The sequence below is a fragment of the Rossellomorea sp. FS2 genome (assembly GCF_047915635.1).
Classification (GTDB): domain Bacteria; phylum Bacillota; class Bacilli; order Bacillales; family Bacillaceae_B; genus Rossellomorea; species Rossellomorea marisflavi_A.
Genome location: NZ_JBLRVS010000003.1, coordinates 13,658 through 27,583, shown reverse-complemented (window position 1 = coordinate 27,583; position 13,926 = coordinate 13,658). Strand labels below are relative to the sequence as shown.

The 13,926-nt window shown below is 50.0% G+C and carries 11 protein-coding genes; 3 read left to right on the top strand and 8 right to left on the bottom strand.

Features of this window, described 5'->3' with window-relative positions; genetic code table 11:
- Positions 1 to 53: 53 nt before the first annotated feature.
- Positions 54 to 1,256 (bottom strand): MFS transporter, encoded by a 1,203-nt coding sequence (locus ACNA6I_RS10055; RefSeq protein WP_048007310.1) that lies wholly within the window; start codon positions 1,254 to 1,256, stop codon positions 54 to 56.
- Positions 1,257 to 1,485: 229 nt separating this feature from the next.
- Between ACNA6I_RS10055 and ACNA6I_RS10050 the strand changes: the two genes are divergently transcribed.
- The gene (locus ACNA6I_RS10050) at positions 1,486 to 1,845 is read left to right on the top strand and encodes a winged helix-turn-helix transcriptional regulator (protein WP_048007311.1); all 360 of its coding nucleotides are present in this window, start codon (positions 1,486 to 1,488) and stop codon (positions 1,843 to 1,845) included.
- Positions 1,846 to 1,883: 38 nt separating this feature from the next.
- Here the strand turns inward: ACNA6I_RS10050 and ACNA6I_RS10045 are convergent, their stop codons facing one another.
- The 4 genes from ACNA6I_RS10045 to ACNA6I_RS10030 all read right to left on the bottom strand — a co-directional run bounded on the left by ACNA6I_RS10045 (position 1,884) and on the right by ACNA6I_RS10030 (position 7,310).
- Positions 1,884 to 4,052, bottom strand: coding sequence for a right-handed parallel beta-helix repeat-containing protein (locus tag ACNA6I_RS10045; protein ID WP_053072086.1), 2,169 nt, complete (start codon positions 4,050 to 4,052; stop codon positions 1,884 to 1,886).
- A gap of 159 nt (positions 4,053 to 4,211) precedes the next feature.
- Positions 4,212 to 5,324 (bottom strand): serine hydrolase domain-containing protein, encoded by a 1,113-nt coding sequence (locus ACNA6I_RS10040; protein WP_416313242.1) that lies wholly within the window; start codon positions 5,322 to 5,324, stop codon positions 4,212 to 4,214.
- Positions 5,308 to 5,736, bottom strand: a complete 429-nt coding sequence (locus ACNA6I_RS10035; protein WP_156185319.1) for a VOC family protein — start codon at positions 5,734 to 5,736, stop codon at positions 5,308 to 5,310. Before ACNA6I_RS10035 ends, ACNA6I_RS10040 begins: the two co-directional genes overlap by 17 nt.
- Positions 5,733 to 7,310 carry a hypothetical protein gene (locus ACNA6I_RS10030; RefSeq protein WP_416313241.1) on the bottom strand — a complete coding sequence of 526 codons (1,578 nt, stop codon included), beginning with the start codon at positions 7,308 to 7,310 and terminating at the stop codon, positions 5,733 to 5,735. Before ACNA6I_RS10030 ends, ACNA6I_RS10035 begins: the two co-directional genes overlap by 4 nt.
- 642 nt (positions 7,311 to 7,952) lie before the next feature.
- Between ACNA6I_RS10030 and ACNA6I_RS10025 the strand changes: the two genes are divergently transcribed.
- On the top strand, positions 7,953 to 9,212 hold the full coding sequence (locus tag ACNA6I_RS10025; protein ID WP_416313240.1) for an MFS transporter: 1,260 nt from the start codon (positions 7,953 to 7,955) through the stop codon (positions 9,210 to 9,212).
- A 45-nt stretch (positions 9,213 to 9,257) separates the two neighbouring features.
- Here ACNA6I_RS10025 and ACNA6I_RS10020 read toward each other — a convergent pair whose 3' ends face one another.
- From ACNA6I_RS10020 to ACNA6I_RS10010, 3 genes are read right to left on the bottom strand one after another with little or no spacing between them, the layout of a single operon-like run.
- Positions 9,258 to 10,652, bottom strand: a complete 1,395-nt coding sequence (locus ACNA6I_RS10020; protein ID WP_416313239.1) for a sensor histidine kinase — start codon at positions 10,650 to 10,652, stop codon at positions 9,258 to 9,260.
- Positions 10,642 to 11,331 carry a response regulator transcription factor gene (locus ACNA6I_RS10015; protein WP_148796167.1) on the bottom strand — a complete coding sequence of 230 codons (690 nt, stop codon included), beginning with the start codon at positions 11,329 to 11,331 and terminating at the stop codon, positions 10,642 to 10,644. The genes ACNA6I_RS10020 and ACNA6I_RS10015 overlap by 11 nt, the downstream gene beginning before the upstream one ends.
- 18 nt (positions 11,332 to 11,349) lie before the next feature.
- Positions 11,350 to 12,582 carry an FG-GAP repeat domain-containing protein gene (locus tag ACNA6I_RS10010; protein WP_148796169.1) on the bottom strand — a complete coding sequence of 411 codons (1,233 nt, stop codon included), beginning with the start codon at positions 12,580 to 12,582 and terminating at the stop codon, positions 11,350 to 11,352.
- A gap of 212 nt (positions 12,583 to 12,794) precedes the next feature.
- Between ACNA6I_RS10010 and ACNA6I_RS10005 the strand changes: the two genes are divergently transcribed.
- Positions 12,795 to 13,739, top strand: a complete 945-nt coding sequence (locus ACNA6I_RS10005) for a polysaccharide deacetylase family protein (protein WP_416313238.1) — start codon at positions 12,795 to 12,797, stop codon at positions 13,737 to 13,739.
- Positions 13,740 to 13,926 lie beyond the last annotated feature (187 nt).

Genomic DNA, 13,926 nt, shown 5'->3' with positions numbered 1-13,926 from the left:
GAAAGGGACGGTTCCAATGCATCCAAATGGTGCATCGGAACCGTCCCTATGTGTCACTTTTCGATTTTTCGGAGCCACGCTGTGAGAGCGACGGCGCCTGCTACCATGACGGCACCGATCCAAGGTGTGTGGATGAGGCCGATGCTGTCGACGATGAGTCCGCCGACGAAGGAGCCGATGGCGATCCCTACGTTGAATGCGGCGATATTAAGTGCAGATGCCACGTTGACGGCAGTAGGCACATATTTCTCTGCCAAGTTGACGACGAGTACCTGAAGGCCCGGTACGTTCATGAAAGCAAATAGACCCATAAGGAAGATGGCAATCAGACCAACCACTTTGAATGGTGCAGCAAACGTCAGGGCGAGGAGGATGATGGCCTGAAGGACAAACATCCAGAATAAAGCCTTGAGCGGATTTTTATCCGATGCTTTCCCGCCGACAACGTTCCCGATGGCGACAGCAATTCCGTAGACTAGAAGGATGATGCTGACCCATTTAGCGCTGAATCCTGTCACATCTTCCAGTAACGGAGTCAGGTAGGTGAATGCAACGAATGTTCCGCCGTATCCAAGGGCCGTGATGGCAAATGCCAGCATGAGCTTACCGTTGGTCAGGATCTTCAATTGATCACTGAACTTGGCAGGTGGTGCTTCTTTAAGATTCTTCGGCACAAGGATCGAGCTTGCTACGATTCCGATGACACCAAGTGCGGCTACTCCCCAGAACGTCGCTCTCCAACCGAAGGCCTGTCCGATGAAGGTTCCAAGTGGTACCCCGGTGACCGTGGCGACGGTCAGACCCGTGAACATGAAGGCGATGGCACTGGCACGCTTATGTGCCGGAACAAGGTCTGCTGCGATCGTGGATCCGATCGAGAAGAAAATCCCATGGGAGAAGGCCGTGATGAACCGTGCCACAAGCAGAAGTCCAAAGCTCGTGGACAGGGCAGCGACGGAATTCCCTACAATGAAGAGAAGCATCAGGGACATGAGCAGGCTCTTCCTGCTCATCCTGCTGGTGAGGGCCGTCAGGACGGGCGCACCGATGGCGACTCCCAAGGCATATCCGGAAATCAGCAGACCTGCAAGGGTGATGGAGATCGACAGGTCATCTGCAATCGATGACAGCAAACCGACAGGGACGAATTCTGTCGTCCCGATTCCGAACGCACTGATGGCAAGGGCAAGTAGCGCCGGAGTGCCTCCTTTGGACTTGGAGGCGTTTTGATCTATAGAAGTAGAATGAGAACTCATAATGATTTTCCTCCTTAACAATTTCAATTCACCGGTGATGTGCCGGTAATCGTTAGTTTAAGGAGTATGCAACCGAAAAGGAAGTACGCACTTTAAAGTACGGTAGACACCTGGAGGTACCCATGCGCCGCTACTTGCTTCATGTGCCGATCGGGTATAGAATGATACTATTCTACACATCATACAGGCATGTACATGTCAAAAAGATCCCATAAAGGAGTGACGGGAAATGAAGACATTTAATATACCGGTCGAAGCAGCACTTGAAGTCATCGGAGGCAAATGGAAGGTAGTCATCCTCTGCCACCTTATCGATCACGGCACCCTCCGCACGAGCGAACTGAAAAAGAGGATGCCTAACATCACCCAGAAGATGCTCACCCAGCAGCTTCGTGAGCTCGAATCCGACGGGGTCCTCGAGCGGATCGTGTACAATCAGGTACCGCCGAAGGTCGAGTATAAGCTGACCGACTACGGGACATCCCTTGCTCCTGCCCTTCAGATGCTCTGCTCGTGGGGTGAACAGCATATCGAGAAGGCGGTATCGGAAGGTGAGGACGTGATGGTCCTTTCCGGCGCTGAAGAATAAATTAAAAAGGACGTCCATGCCAGGCATGGACGTCTTTTTTATGGGCGCAATTTTTTCAGATAAGGCTTCGGGTCCTTTTCGTCCCCTTTGCTGTTTACCGTTCTTTCTCCGTCAAAGAAGTAGTTGCTGTCATCCACGACACCTGACACAAAGTCCCCCTTCAGGCGGTCGGGATCGGTTTTGATGGAGATATTTTTTGTGAAAATCCCCTGCTCTTCCGGTTTGAAATACGGGTTGATCCGGAAGATGAAGTTGTAGCGCTTATTATCGATGGCGATATTTTTGTGAACAATGATTTTGCCTGGATTGAAGTTGTCTGTGAACCCATCCATATTGTTATCGAATGCCAGGTTGTTCTTAACGATATGAGCGACCGGGAGGCCTTCCCCGCCTACCTTGAATCCACTGCCCGAGGTACCGTCTTCATTGTAACCACTACTGAGCTTCCCATTGGAATATGAAATGTTCCCGTCAAGGGTAACCGGCTTGTTGGCACCTTCATTGGTACGGTTGTATAGATCCCAGCCGTCGTCGATATTATGGTGGGAAATATTATTCTTGAATACATTCCCTTCCCCCACACCAAGCTTGGCCGCAAAGCCGTCGGCATTGATATCAGACGAATCACGATTATCATGGGATTCACTGTTCGAGATAAGATTGTGTTTCGGCCACAGTTCGGGATCCGATCCACTTCCCGAGATTTGGAACCCGGTATTCTGATTGTAGCTGAACGTCATATGATCGATCTTGTTATGACTTCCATTCACCCTCATACCGTTTCCGGTCGACTTCGTCAGCTCAAAGCCCGTGATCACCCAATAGTCGGCATTCAAATTTAGAAGATTTCCTTTCTCATTCTTCCCGTCGAATAGAACATTGGCACCCTTATACGGAGCCAGGGTTTTCATTTTTTTCTTTTCCCCGCTGTATGTCCGGCCGATGGTCACGGGCTCTGTATATACCCCTTCCAGGAGGTAAATCGTCTCTCCCGGCTGTACGTATTTGATGGCGGTATCGAGGTCCAGGGGATCGTTCTTTTTACCGGAAGCAGTCGCTTTCCCATCCGGTGAAACGAACAGGCCTTTCCCACCCTTGAACATCTTCATCGTGACGGTCCATTCCTCGGTCAGGACCACTCCATCATTCGTCTTCCATTCGACACGGAACGATGTCTTTTCATTTTTCAGCTTTGCTTTTTCATCGAATACTTGTTGAGCTTTCACCTTTTTATTCTTCACAATCTGCTTGCCATCCTGCCAAACGGAGATGTTCCCTTGTGTGTTCGACGTCACTTTCAACGAATACTTCTTTGAGCCCGACTCTTTCGGAGAAAGGATCGTCAGGGATGGCTCCGGCTGAAGGACAGGCTCCTCCGGTGTCGGCACCGTATTCGCCTCACTCACCGATAAGCTTGCATTCTCCACGGTCATGGAGGCATTCCGTGAAGCATAGAATCCCACTTGCATACCGTCGGGATCCATCACCTGAACAAGGTCTGCTCCTTTTAACTCCTGTTTGAACGTAGGAGATCCCGACAGATGGGTGAAGGTGGCAGACATGACAAAGCTTGTATCCGTCCGCTCAAGCTTCACGCGGACCGGTGTATTCATCGGTACTGCAGGCGCTCCCGGAAGGACTTTATTCACCCACTTACTCCCTGTACTTCCCCACGGTTCTTCTACGCCCGTCCGTGAGAGGGCGCTCATCCCGTCCCTCATCAAACCGACGGCAAACATATTGGATGCAGCGGTCACTTCTTCAAACCCTTCCATCATCGGGTCCTGCCTGGCCGCTCCATTCACGTCCCTCACCATGATGCCAGCTCCCTCTTGGCCGCTCTGCTTTGCCCCTGTCTCCGGGCCAAGCTGATGGAAAGTCAAGTCGGCCTCCAAAACAAAATTATCCGCATTCGGATTCAAGGTGGTGTAATAAAAGGTCAACCCATCATGCCCTGGAGCCAGTTTCCCTCCCCTGCTCTCCAAATGAATTTTCCCATCGATCGTACCCGGATGTTCAGGCTCTGCTGTATTCAGCCCGACTTTATCCGGCAGTACATTTGCAGAAAAATTCAGATCGGTCGATTGACCGAATGTGATCGACTGCCACTCCGGAACATCGTCCGCCACCGCCGATATGGGTAGTGCCACCCCCATCACCAAAACGGAAACCAAGAACAACAAGATCCCTTTCCCAACCTTTTTCACTCCATCCACTCCTTTGATTGTTTTACCGCCTAGATATAACAACGTTGTTATTTTATAGTAAGCGCTTACAGTATTAGAGTCAATAAGATGTTTGGACTGGTTTTATCAGGGGAGGATCCACTAAAAAAGCAGCGAGAACCTGTTTCCCGCTGCACTTCTCTATTCATTCATATAAAAATCCATGATCCCTTCGCAGAGATCATAGTGTACCGTTCCCTCCGTATTCATAAGGATAACGATGCCGAGTTGAAGGGCTGGCACCATCGTCATGAGGGACCGAACACCCATCTGCCCGCCTCCGTGCTCAATGATTGGCATATCCTTATAATTGTCCGTAAACCACGCGAGACCATAGCTTCTGACTTCACTGCCGAATCGCCATTCTTCACTGACCAGATGGTGGGGCTTTTGCATGATCTTGACGGAGTCATTCGTTAACAACGTTGTTCCACCGTTAAGATGCGCGGCCAGGTAGCATCCCAGCTCATTGGCAGTCGAGTACAGATAACCGATTGGTGCCGCGAGTTCGTTTTTAGGGAAAGGCGTTTCGGTTCTTTCCTCTCCCATGTAGTAACGAGCGCTATTTTCTGCTTCCTCAGCTCCGTGGCTTGTGGTTCTTACCAATCCAAGTGGACGGAAGACATGGGAATTCAGATGGGACTCCCATACCATCCCTGTCACCTTTTCAAAGAGATCGGCGAGTATGACATAGGCGTCCGTACAGTAAGCCCACTGTGAGCCTGGGGAGCCAATGAGTTCGACCTTTTCGAACCACCTTGTGATGTCTTCACGGGTCTCAATTGCGGAAATCTCTTCTTCTGACAGTCCGTAATGATCCAGCGCTTCCTGAAATTCCGTCGGGGTATCCGAGAAGATCTCCCTCACATTCGGTGCGACCATATTGGCGATGCCCGCTTCCGGGAAACCTGCCGTGTGCGAAAGGATGTGGCGGACGGTGATTTGATCGCTCGCAGCCCGGTCCTTTGTCCTGAAATACGGAAGATGCTTCACTACGGGATCATCCAGTTCGATGGATCCTGCTTCCACGAGCTGCATGATCGAGGTCGCCATGAAGTTTTTCGAGATGCTTTGGATGCTCATGAGTGTATCGGCATCCATTGGTTGATCCCTGTCTCGGTCTGCGAACCCGAAACCTTCAGCATACACTACCTCGCTCCCTTCCACGATGGCCACACTCGCACCCACGATATCAGATGATTCAAGCTGCTTGGAAATCATCTGTGTCAAGTTGTCTTTAACGTGTTGATTCATCTGTGTCCTCTCCTTTACCCGGAGCCACAAGCTCCACCTTGATCCGATCAGGATCCTCGAAGAATACAGCGTAATACCCTTCTCCTCCTGCATATGGGTGCCGATCACGGTACAGGACGGGTACCCCTTTCTCCTCAAGTGTTGCTGTCAGATCATCCACATGCTTCCTGGATTTTCCGTGGAACGCCAAGTGGTTCAGTCCGGCGCGTGACCGATGGTACGGGACGTCCAGGAAGCGCTCCTCCGTCTGGACGAATACGATGTACGTTTCACCGAGGCGATAGCTTTTACCCTTTGCCCATTCCTGATAAGGTTCATAGCCGAGTTCTCCTAAGAACCATCCCCAGAATTCTGTAGATTTATCTAAGTCTGATACGTTCAGTTCGATGTGATGGACCAGGCCGACCATCAGCCCACCTCCAAGAATTCGATGAATGGCGGTTCTTCCAGGCTTTCGGTTTGCTCATGGACAGCCCCTGCGAATTTCTCATAGTCGATCTCCGATTCCGGATAGGTCATGAACATTCCCCCGCCCTTCTCGTATACCGCCACCATCGGGATCTTTTTCAGGCCGAATAAACCGCCCTTCTTCCATTCGATCGTCAAGGTCTGGATGTCCTTCAAGAAGATAGATCGGTCCCCTTCCCTTGAGTGGACGATGAGGGAGTTCCCTTTGATCAAGACGGCTCCTTCCTTCGTCTTCGCCTCATAATGGATTTCAGATGCTTCCTTCTCCATCCGTTCCTTCCGCTCCTGCATGAACGCCGTTTTCCAGCCTTCCACATTCCTGCTTTCCAACGGCTCCTCAAGGATGGTGGAATCATCCCATTTAAAGAGGGAATCCTGTCCTTCTTCCAGGCTGAACGCACCAACCCACGCGGGGTACACGTGGCCTGAGAGGTCGCGGTAAGAAGCTAAGTAGTATCGGACCGGCTCTTCGTAAGCGGTGAATGTATCGATCTGATCCAAAATCGTGATTTCCTCCGCGTAGAGGCTCTCTTCACGGTCAAATAACAGATAGTAGAATAAGTGGGTCCGGGCCACATCGGATTGACGGGAATCCTTGACCGGGTTGTGATGTTCGATCCGATCGATGATGAGCCTCCAGTGGAATAATTCCGCTGACTCGACATGGGTGGCGCACCAGTAGACCTCTTCCTGATCAACGGGGATGCCCCGCTTGAGGGATACCGTGACGGCAATCGTCTTGACAATGGGGTCATTCCACCCCTTTGCCTCCTCCAGATACGGCAGCCATTCCTCGCCCCAATACACATCCATCAGCTTCAGGAAATTCTCCAGCTCCTCCCGTATATGGAGGTATGAGTCTTTCCACGAACAATGGACGTGCTTGGTTTTATAATCACGATCATACTGGAGATAGGCTGCCTTCGCTTCTTCCCAATGACGATGGATGAGGGGCTTGATGACCTCAGGCTTGAATTGATAGAATACTTTTTCCTCGTGGAGATTGGCCAGTATTCTGTAGAGATCTCGCCTGCAGGCTTTATCGTCCAAACGGGTATAGAAATGATTGATCAACGCTTTGGATACGACCCCGTTTTGTTCTAAGACCGCATGGGGAAACCATGCCTGATTAAGAGGAATCAAGATCTCGTACATTTCGATCAGGGCTCGCACAGCACCATCATGTTCGTGCATGCTCGTATGATAAAGGACACACTGCTTCCCCATCTCACTGAAATCGGCTATGTGACGGGTCAGGTCGCGTGCCACCCTTTCTTCCATATAATCAACCACGAATTCAAGGAGGACCAAGCTCGGATCATCCCATTCTTCCCCTGTACGCTCAAAGGGACCGGCAGCGAGCTTTATCATGTCCTTCAGAAGGGAGATGTCACACTCTCCGCCTTTGTTTTCCACCGTAATGTCCTTCAGCTTCATCAATCCATCATGGCGCACATCGGGATCCGCACTCTTGATCTCGGAAAGGGCATCTTTTACCTTCGATTCTAATTTCCCCATGGTTTGTTCCTCCGTCCTATTTTATAGGTCCATTATAACGGATTTGCACTCCTTTTATTTTCTTTTTTTTCATTTTTCTCCATCTCTTTTTTATTGCCCGGACACATTCCCCCTCGAAACATAGAGTAGTAGTTACGAAGCAAAGAGTGATAGATGGAAAGGCTGCTTCTGAACAGGGCTACCGTGTCATCAAGCGGACCGGCTCCAATCAGATACACATTGTCCTGAAGCAATAGGGCTATCACATTATTCAGAATATGTGGACAACCTGTTGAAAACTCGATTTATTTTCAAATTTTTTGGAGGTTTGGGTACCAATGGCTGTTAATAACTCCTACGGAAAGATTATTGTCCACATTATCTGTGGATAAAGTGTGAGTAACCAGTGGATAGTACTTTTCTTCGCTTTACTGGCTACCGATCCATCCACAGCGTGTGGAGAAATACAATCAGAGACCAGCTCGCACGGCGTTTAGGTTGTTTTCAAGAATGATTGTTGGAATCAAGTGAGATAGGTTGTTAAAACTGAAGTTCCATCTAAAGGATGAAATGGATTCAACCCTTTGCAGGAGCAGTAATTCCCAGTTTTTGGTGGATAATGAACCTAACAAACAGAAAAGGCGGGGTTCAGTGAGGGGATATGTGACATTACTTAGAAATGCGTACTTCAGGAACTTTCTTATCGCTTCGACGGTTCTGAATATCGGCAGGAAATTATCGTGGATTGCATTGGGGTGGTTTGTTTATCAAGTAACCGGTTCAACCGTTGCCGTCGGAATGGTGATATCGGTGGCTACAGTCTCTCCATTATTATCGAGCATCCTGGTAGGGGGAATGTTAGATCATTTCGACCGGAGGACCGTTATGATGTGGGAAAATGTCGTGAGAGGCGGATGTTTAGCTCTTATCCCTCTTCTCTATTGGCTCGATGTCCTCTCCATCTGGATGATCATCGTGGTGGTTTTTGTGGAGGGATGTCTCTCATCCTTCACGACCATAGGCACCGCATCTATCCTTCCTGAATTTCTTCATAAGGAGGATTTGGAAACAGGGAACGCGGTTTTTACGATGACCGGCCAAATCGGGTCATTGATCGGACCGGCGCTGGGAGGATTCAGTACCGCTCTGGTAGGGGCCCCGATGACTTTATTGCTTAATGTCATCTGTTTTTTAATGGCAGCCCTATTGTATCTTATGATTCCGCCTGAAGCCTATCACAGCAGTCAAACAAGTTCTCAGACGGGAGCGAGATGGAAATGGCGTCATTTCCTAAGGGAAACCAAGGAAGGGTTCACCTATATCCTCTCTTATAAGATCCTCATCGTCATTGCCTTGATCACGTTACTCTTTAATTTCACCTATGCCCCTTTAGAACCGATGCTTCCTGTCTTCGTCGATGAGATCGTCAAAGCAGGGCCGGGCACGTTAGGAACAATGTGGTCATTTTTTGCGGTAGGGTCCTTTGCCGGGGCGATCCTATGGGTCAGACTGAGAAGGAAATTCCCGTATTCCTATTCACTCGGACTGGTCATCTTATTATGGGGACTCGTACCGACAAGCTTAAGTTTTCACACACACATCTTGATCATCTACGTCCTTATGTTTTTGGGCGGCATCGTTTATGCGCCTTTCAATATTGTGTCACCGACCCTCCGTCAACAGCTTGTACCCAATGCGATGAGGGGCCGGGTATTCGGAGTGTATGGATTGATTGCAGGGATCGGCTTCCCGATCGGGGTCTATGCAGGGGGACTCCTGGCTGAGCTGGTTGGTGTTACGCAGACGATTCTGTTCAGTGGCGTACTGACCATGACTCTTGGCCTTGTTGTGGCCATTCACCCCATTTTACGATTCACGGATGTCAGTGCCCTCGATGTGCCCCCATCTGAATCAAGCCGGTAGAAGTCATTTACCGAGCAAAACCCAGAACCATACAGGCTCTGGGTTTTACTGTGTTTTATCATTCAAGGGGAGGGTGAATCCGGCAACCGTCCCGACATTTTTCTCACTTCTTACATAAAGCTGTCCACCATGAAGTTCGATGATCTGCTTGCTGATGGCAAGACCAAGACCGACTCCCTCCGATTTTTCATTTTCTTTATAGAATAGGGTCAGCACCTGTTGGAGATGTTTCTTCTCGATCCCGACACCTTCATCCTCCACCTCGAACACAAGGTTGCTTTGATCACGGCGATAGCGGATTGAGATTGTCGAACCCGGGGCTGAATATTTGATCGCATTATCAAGGAGATTCAAGATGACCTGCCGGACTCTGTATTCATCTGCTTCCAGATTGACCGGCTCGCCATTCTCCAATACGATTTCCATCTCCCTCGCCAGCCGCTTCTTATCGAGCTGAAGGACCACTTCCTGAACCAGACGATGAAACGGGAAAGGGTGCGGTGAGATCTCAAAGGTACCCTTTGCATAACGTGAAAAGTCCAGCAGTTCCTCCACCATGGCTATCAAGCGGTCCGTTTCATTTGTGATGATGTTGAGCCCCGTCTTCATCTCTTCTTCATCTTTCATATCCCCTGTCAGCAGGGTTTCACCCCATCCTTTAATCGAGGTGAGGGGGGTCCTGAGCTCATGTGAGACAGAGGAGATGAATTCATTCTTCAGCTTCTCCGTTTTCAGCAACTCCTGCCCCATATCATTGAAGGATTGGCTCAATGTACGGAACTCATCTTTATACGTACCCGTCATTCTTGCTTCAAGGTCTCCTTTTGCAAGCTTCTGCGAAGCGTTCGTCAGCTCCACGACGGGGTCGGTGATCATGCGCGAGAAGAAGGTACTGATCACGAACACCATGAGGAGGATGCTGAGTCCGATGCCGATCAAGGTGGCGAGGATCGTCTTGAAGTTATCGTCCAGCGGTTCCAGGGATGAAACGAAACGCAGGAGGGCCACCGTTTTCCCATCAGACTCCAGGGGGATCGAGACGGCCAGCACATGCTCGTCCGTCTCAGGGTTCGTCCCCATCCACGTCCCTTCCCCTTTCCTAAAGGCATCCTGAATATCAGGGAAGTCGAGCTTTTCATGACTGATGAACCCTTCGGAGGAAGACAGCATCTTCCCGTCCGTACTGATCACCTGTGTTTCGGCCTGGGGCAGGGAAAAATTCGTCTGGATATCCTGCACCTGATCCCTGATCGTATACGGGGAAAGATCCATGTACCTCTTTGAGAACTGGGCTGAATTTTCAGCGTGATTCTTCAGGATCTCTGCCGTCCCGCTGTAGTAATAATGATAGATTCCAGATATGAGGATCCCGAGGAAGAGGAGGATCGTCAGCGTGATGATGCTCAGGTTCTGGATCAGCAGCCTTTTTTTAATCCCCATGTTCCCGGCCCTCATTCCATCGGTATCCGAAGCCCCAAACGGTCAGGAGGAAGCGTGGATTGGACGGGTTCTCCTCGATCTTCTGGCGGATCCTGCGGATGTTCACGTCCACGATCTTCGGGTCGCCCATGTAGTTCACACCCCACACCTTATCCAGAAGATCGTTCCGGCTCACCGCCTGTCCATTTTTCCTAATGATACTGGTGACCAGCTCATATTCAACGGGAGAAAGGTCAATCTCCTTCCCCTTGACATAGAAGAGCCGCTTCTTCTCATCAAGGAACCAGTCGGGCACGGGTTTCGGCACTGGAGCTGGCCGGAGTCTCCTGAAGAGAGATTCAATCCTCGCAATCAGTTCGTTCGGACTGAAGGGCTTCGACACATAATCATCGGCCCCGTTCATCAGCCCGTGGACTTTATCCATCTCTTGGACCTTGGCCGTCAGCATGATGATGCCGACAGCCGGATTCCACTTGCGGATTTCCCCGCACGCTTCAAACCCGTCCATCCCAGGGAGCATGACATCCAGGAGAAGGATATCCGCACCCTGTGCCTTCAGAAGTTCGATTCCTTCTTCTGCACTTCCTGCTTCGAGCACCTCATATCCATATCGTTTGAGATTGACTTTGATGAATCCTCTGATCGATTCTTCATCTTCAATGATCATGATCCGTTTCATACACCACACCTACATTTCTTAGTTCGCTTGGAAGTTTTGCGGGTACCGCTCTGGCGAATACTTGGTCAGGTAGATGAATTGATTGCTTTCACTCAATTCATTCCAGCCTTCATCCGGGATGACTTTATCCTTCTCGACGGCATAGATATCGTACAGGACACTGCCATCTTCCTTGGAGATGAATTTGACGTACCGACGGTCTCCGCTCGTGTCGATTTCAACATCCGGCCACGAATCGGGGAGCTTCCATGTATATTGATAGTTCACATTTTCATATGTGCTTTCGATGAAGCGGGCTTCTCCGTCATCCTTCAGCTGGTAGTACTCACTGATGAACGGCATATCCACATACGGCTTGTCTGCGCTCCCTTCAACAAGCACAGGGATTTCAATGATCCCGTCATCATTCGTATCGATACTATTCGCCGCTGTTGCCCTGAAGAGATCTTCTTCCGTCAATCCCTTCGGTTTCACTTCCTTCAGCTTACCGTCTTTCACCCCCACGATGAAAGAGGTGGAGGAGTGCGCCCCCACACTGGAATCCAGGACAGCTCCCTTTACGGATGGAGTGACGTATCCCGCCACCGTATGATAATAAGGGTATACATAAGGGTCCAGCTTGAGCTCATCGACCTTTTCCATTTTGTCCTGGAACGAGTAGAGGGTGACGTTATGTTCCTGGTTCGGGACAAGGGACGCAAGCATCAGCTCACCCGTTCCATCTTCGTCATAATCGTCGGCAAAAAAGGCGCTGTATTGAGATTCAAACAGCTTCTCCGGCTTCTTTCCGCTCACATTGAAGACGAGGAGGGCTTTATCCGATGACTCATTGGAATAGGAAAACCCGATCAGGACCTCATCCTCCCCATCTCCGTCAAGATCCGCGAACTCCACCTTCTGCAGCTCCCTGCCAAGATCGCTGAAATGGATTTTCTTCTCCCATTTCCCCTTGCGATTCTCAAGGATGATCCCTTCCATCTGAGACGTTTTATCCGGCATCCGGTAAAAGACGATCAACTCCTTCTCACCGTCCCCATCAAGATCCCGTTCGATGATCCGGTTTGTGTCGCCACCTTCAAGAGGGGAGAGCCACTCTGCCTGGGCCGGCACATACTGACCGATCGCCTGCTTCAGCTCCTGCTGCTGGACGGGGAGCTCAGGGGGCTTCATCAACGACGAATTCGATTGAAATAATGAGCATCCGCTGCATATCAATAGTATAAGGACCACTTGTATCATCAATCGCTTCATTCTATTCACTTCCTACTTATAGCTTCCATCAGTATAGTGTAAACCTTCTCGACAAAAGTAACAAAAAAGTTACAGCGTTCGACGGATGTTTGTAACCGATTAGTAACCCTTTTCCATCAAGAATGTTTTACCATGGGAAATAGAGACAAACAGCGAGAAGAAAGGTGAGGGGAATGCAACAGCAGGAACGAAAATACAACAGGAGATTAAACGTGAAACGGGTCATCTTGAGCGCACTGACCCTCGTACTTATCCTATTATCCAGTATATTGATCAAAGATATCGTGGTGGCCAAGAGCTCTGGGGTCGGAGACAAATGGATTGCCTTCAACCAATCGGAATCCCCCTTAGGTGGGGAAGCGGCCAAGATCAACAAACAGGAAAAACCGGAAAAGACCAAGGATACCGAAAAAGAACAGCCTGCTGATCCTGAACCGAAGGACGACACGGACCAGCAGACACAGAATGATCATCAAGAAGCCACGGAGCCTGTCGAACCAGCACCTGATGCCGATGCACCGGAACCAGACGCTAATCAAGAAGAACAAGCGACAGGGAAAAAAATCGTCTATCTGACATTCGATGACGGTCCGAATGAAAATACCGAAGGCATCCTTGAGGTGCTCGATCGATACGATGCCAAAGCCACCTTCTTCATGCTTGAACCGAATATGAAGACATACAGCACTGCCATTCAGGAGATGGTTGCTGCCGGTCATTCCGTCGGGATGCACGGCGTCAGCCATGATGTGAAGAAAATCTATCAATCCAAGGACAGCGTGGTAGGGGAAATGAAACAAGGGCAAGCGACACTTCAAGAACTCACCGGTGTAACCAGCGATCTCATCCGCGTCCCATACGGTTCTGTGCCGAATATGACACCTGCCTACCGACAGGCCGTGAACGATGCCGGCTTCCGACTGTGGGACTGGGATATCGACAGCGAAGACTGGCGCTTCCTGAGCCCCGCCTACGTCCCTAACGTGATGAAACAACTCGAAGACTATCAATATCACGAAACACCGAGGGTCATCCTCATGCACGACAAAAAGACGACCCTCGCTTCCCTTGACCAACTCCTTCAACAGCTGACCGAACAGGGCTATGAAATGAAGGCCCTCGATCAGGAGATGGAGCCTGTGACGTTCAAGGGGTAAAGGGAATAGAGGGTCGCGCAGTCCCCATGAAACGCCCAAAGACTTTTTACGATCTAAAGAGCATGGGACAAAACTAAAAAAGGCCCCTTTAATGCCGAACACAATCAGTATAGGATCTTAATGCCGCTCATGATCTCCGTGCAAGACTTCGCTTTCCGCGGGTAGCCCGTGAGCCTCCTCGGCACGC

What these genes read in the sequence shown, in the direction of transcription:
- ACNA6I_RS10040 (WP_416313242.1), bottom strand. Translation starts at nt 5,324, where the DNA reads ATGAATCAACACGTTAAAGACAACTTGACACAGATGATTTCCAAGCAG.
- ACNA6I_RS10020 (WP_416313239.1), bottom strand. Translation starts at nt 10,652, where the DNA reads ATGGGGATTAAAAAAAGGCTGCTGATCCAGAACCTGAGCATCATCACG.
- ACNA6I_RS10010 (WP_148796169.1), bottom strand. Translation starts at nt 12,582, where the DNA reads ATGAAGCGATTGATGATACAAGTGGTCCTTATACTATTGATATGCAGC.
- ACNA6I_RS10050 (WP_048007311.1), top strand. Translation starts at nt 1,486, where the DNA reads ATGAAGACATTTAATATACCGGTCGAAGCAGCACTTGAAGTCATCGGA.
- ACNA6I_RS10030 (WP_416313241.1), bottom strand. Translation starts at nt 7,310, where the DNA reads ATGGGGAAATTAGAATCGAAGGTAAAAGATGCCCTTTCCGAGATCAAG.
- ACNA6I_RS10055 (WP_048007310.1), bottom strand. Translation starts at nt 1,256, where the DNA reads ATGAGTTCTCATTCTACTTCTATAGATCAAAACGCCTCCAAGTCCAAA.
- ACNA6I_RS10015 (WP_148796167.1), bottom strand. Translation starts at nt 11,331, where the DNA reads ATGAAACGGATCATGATCATTGAAGATGAAGAATCGATCAGAGGATTC.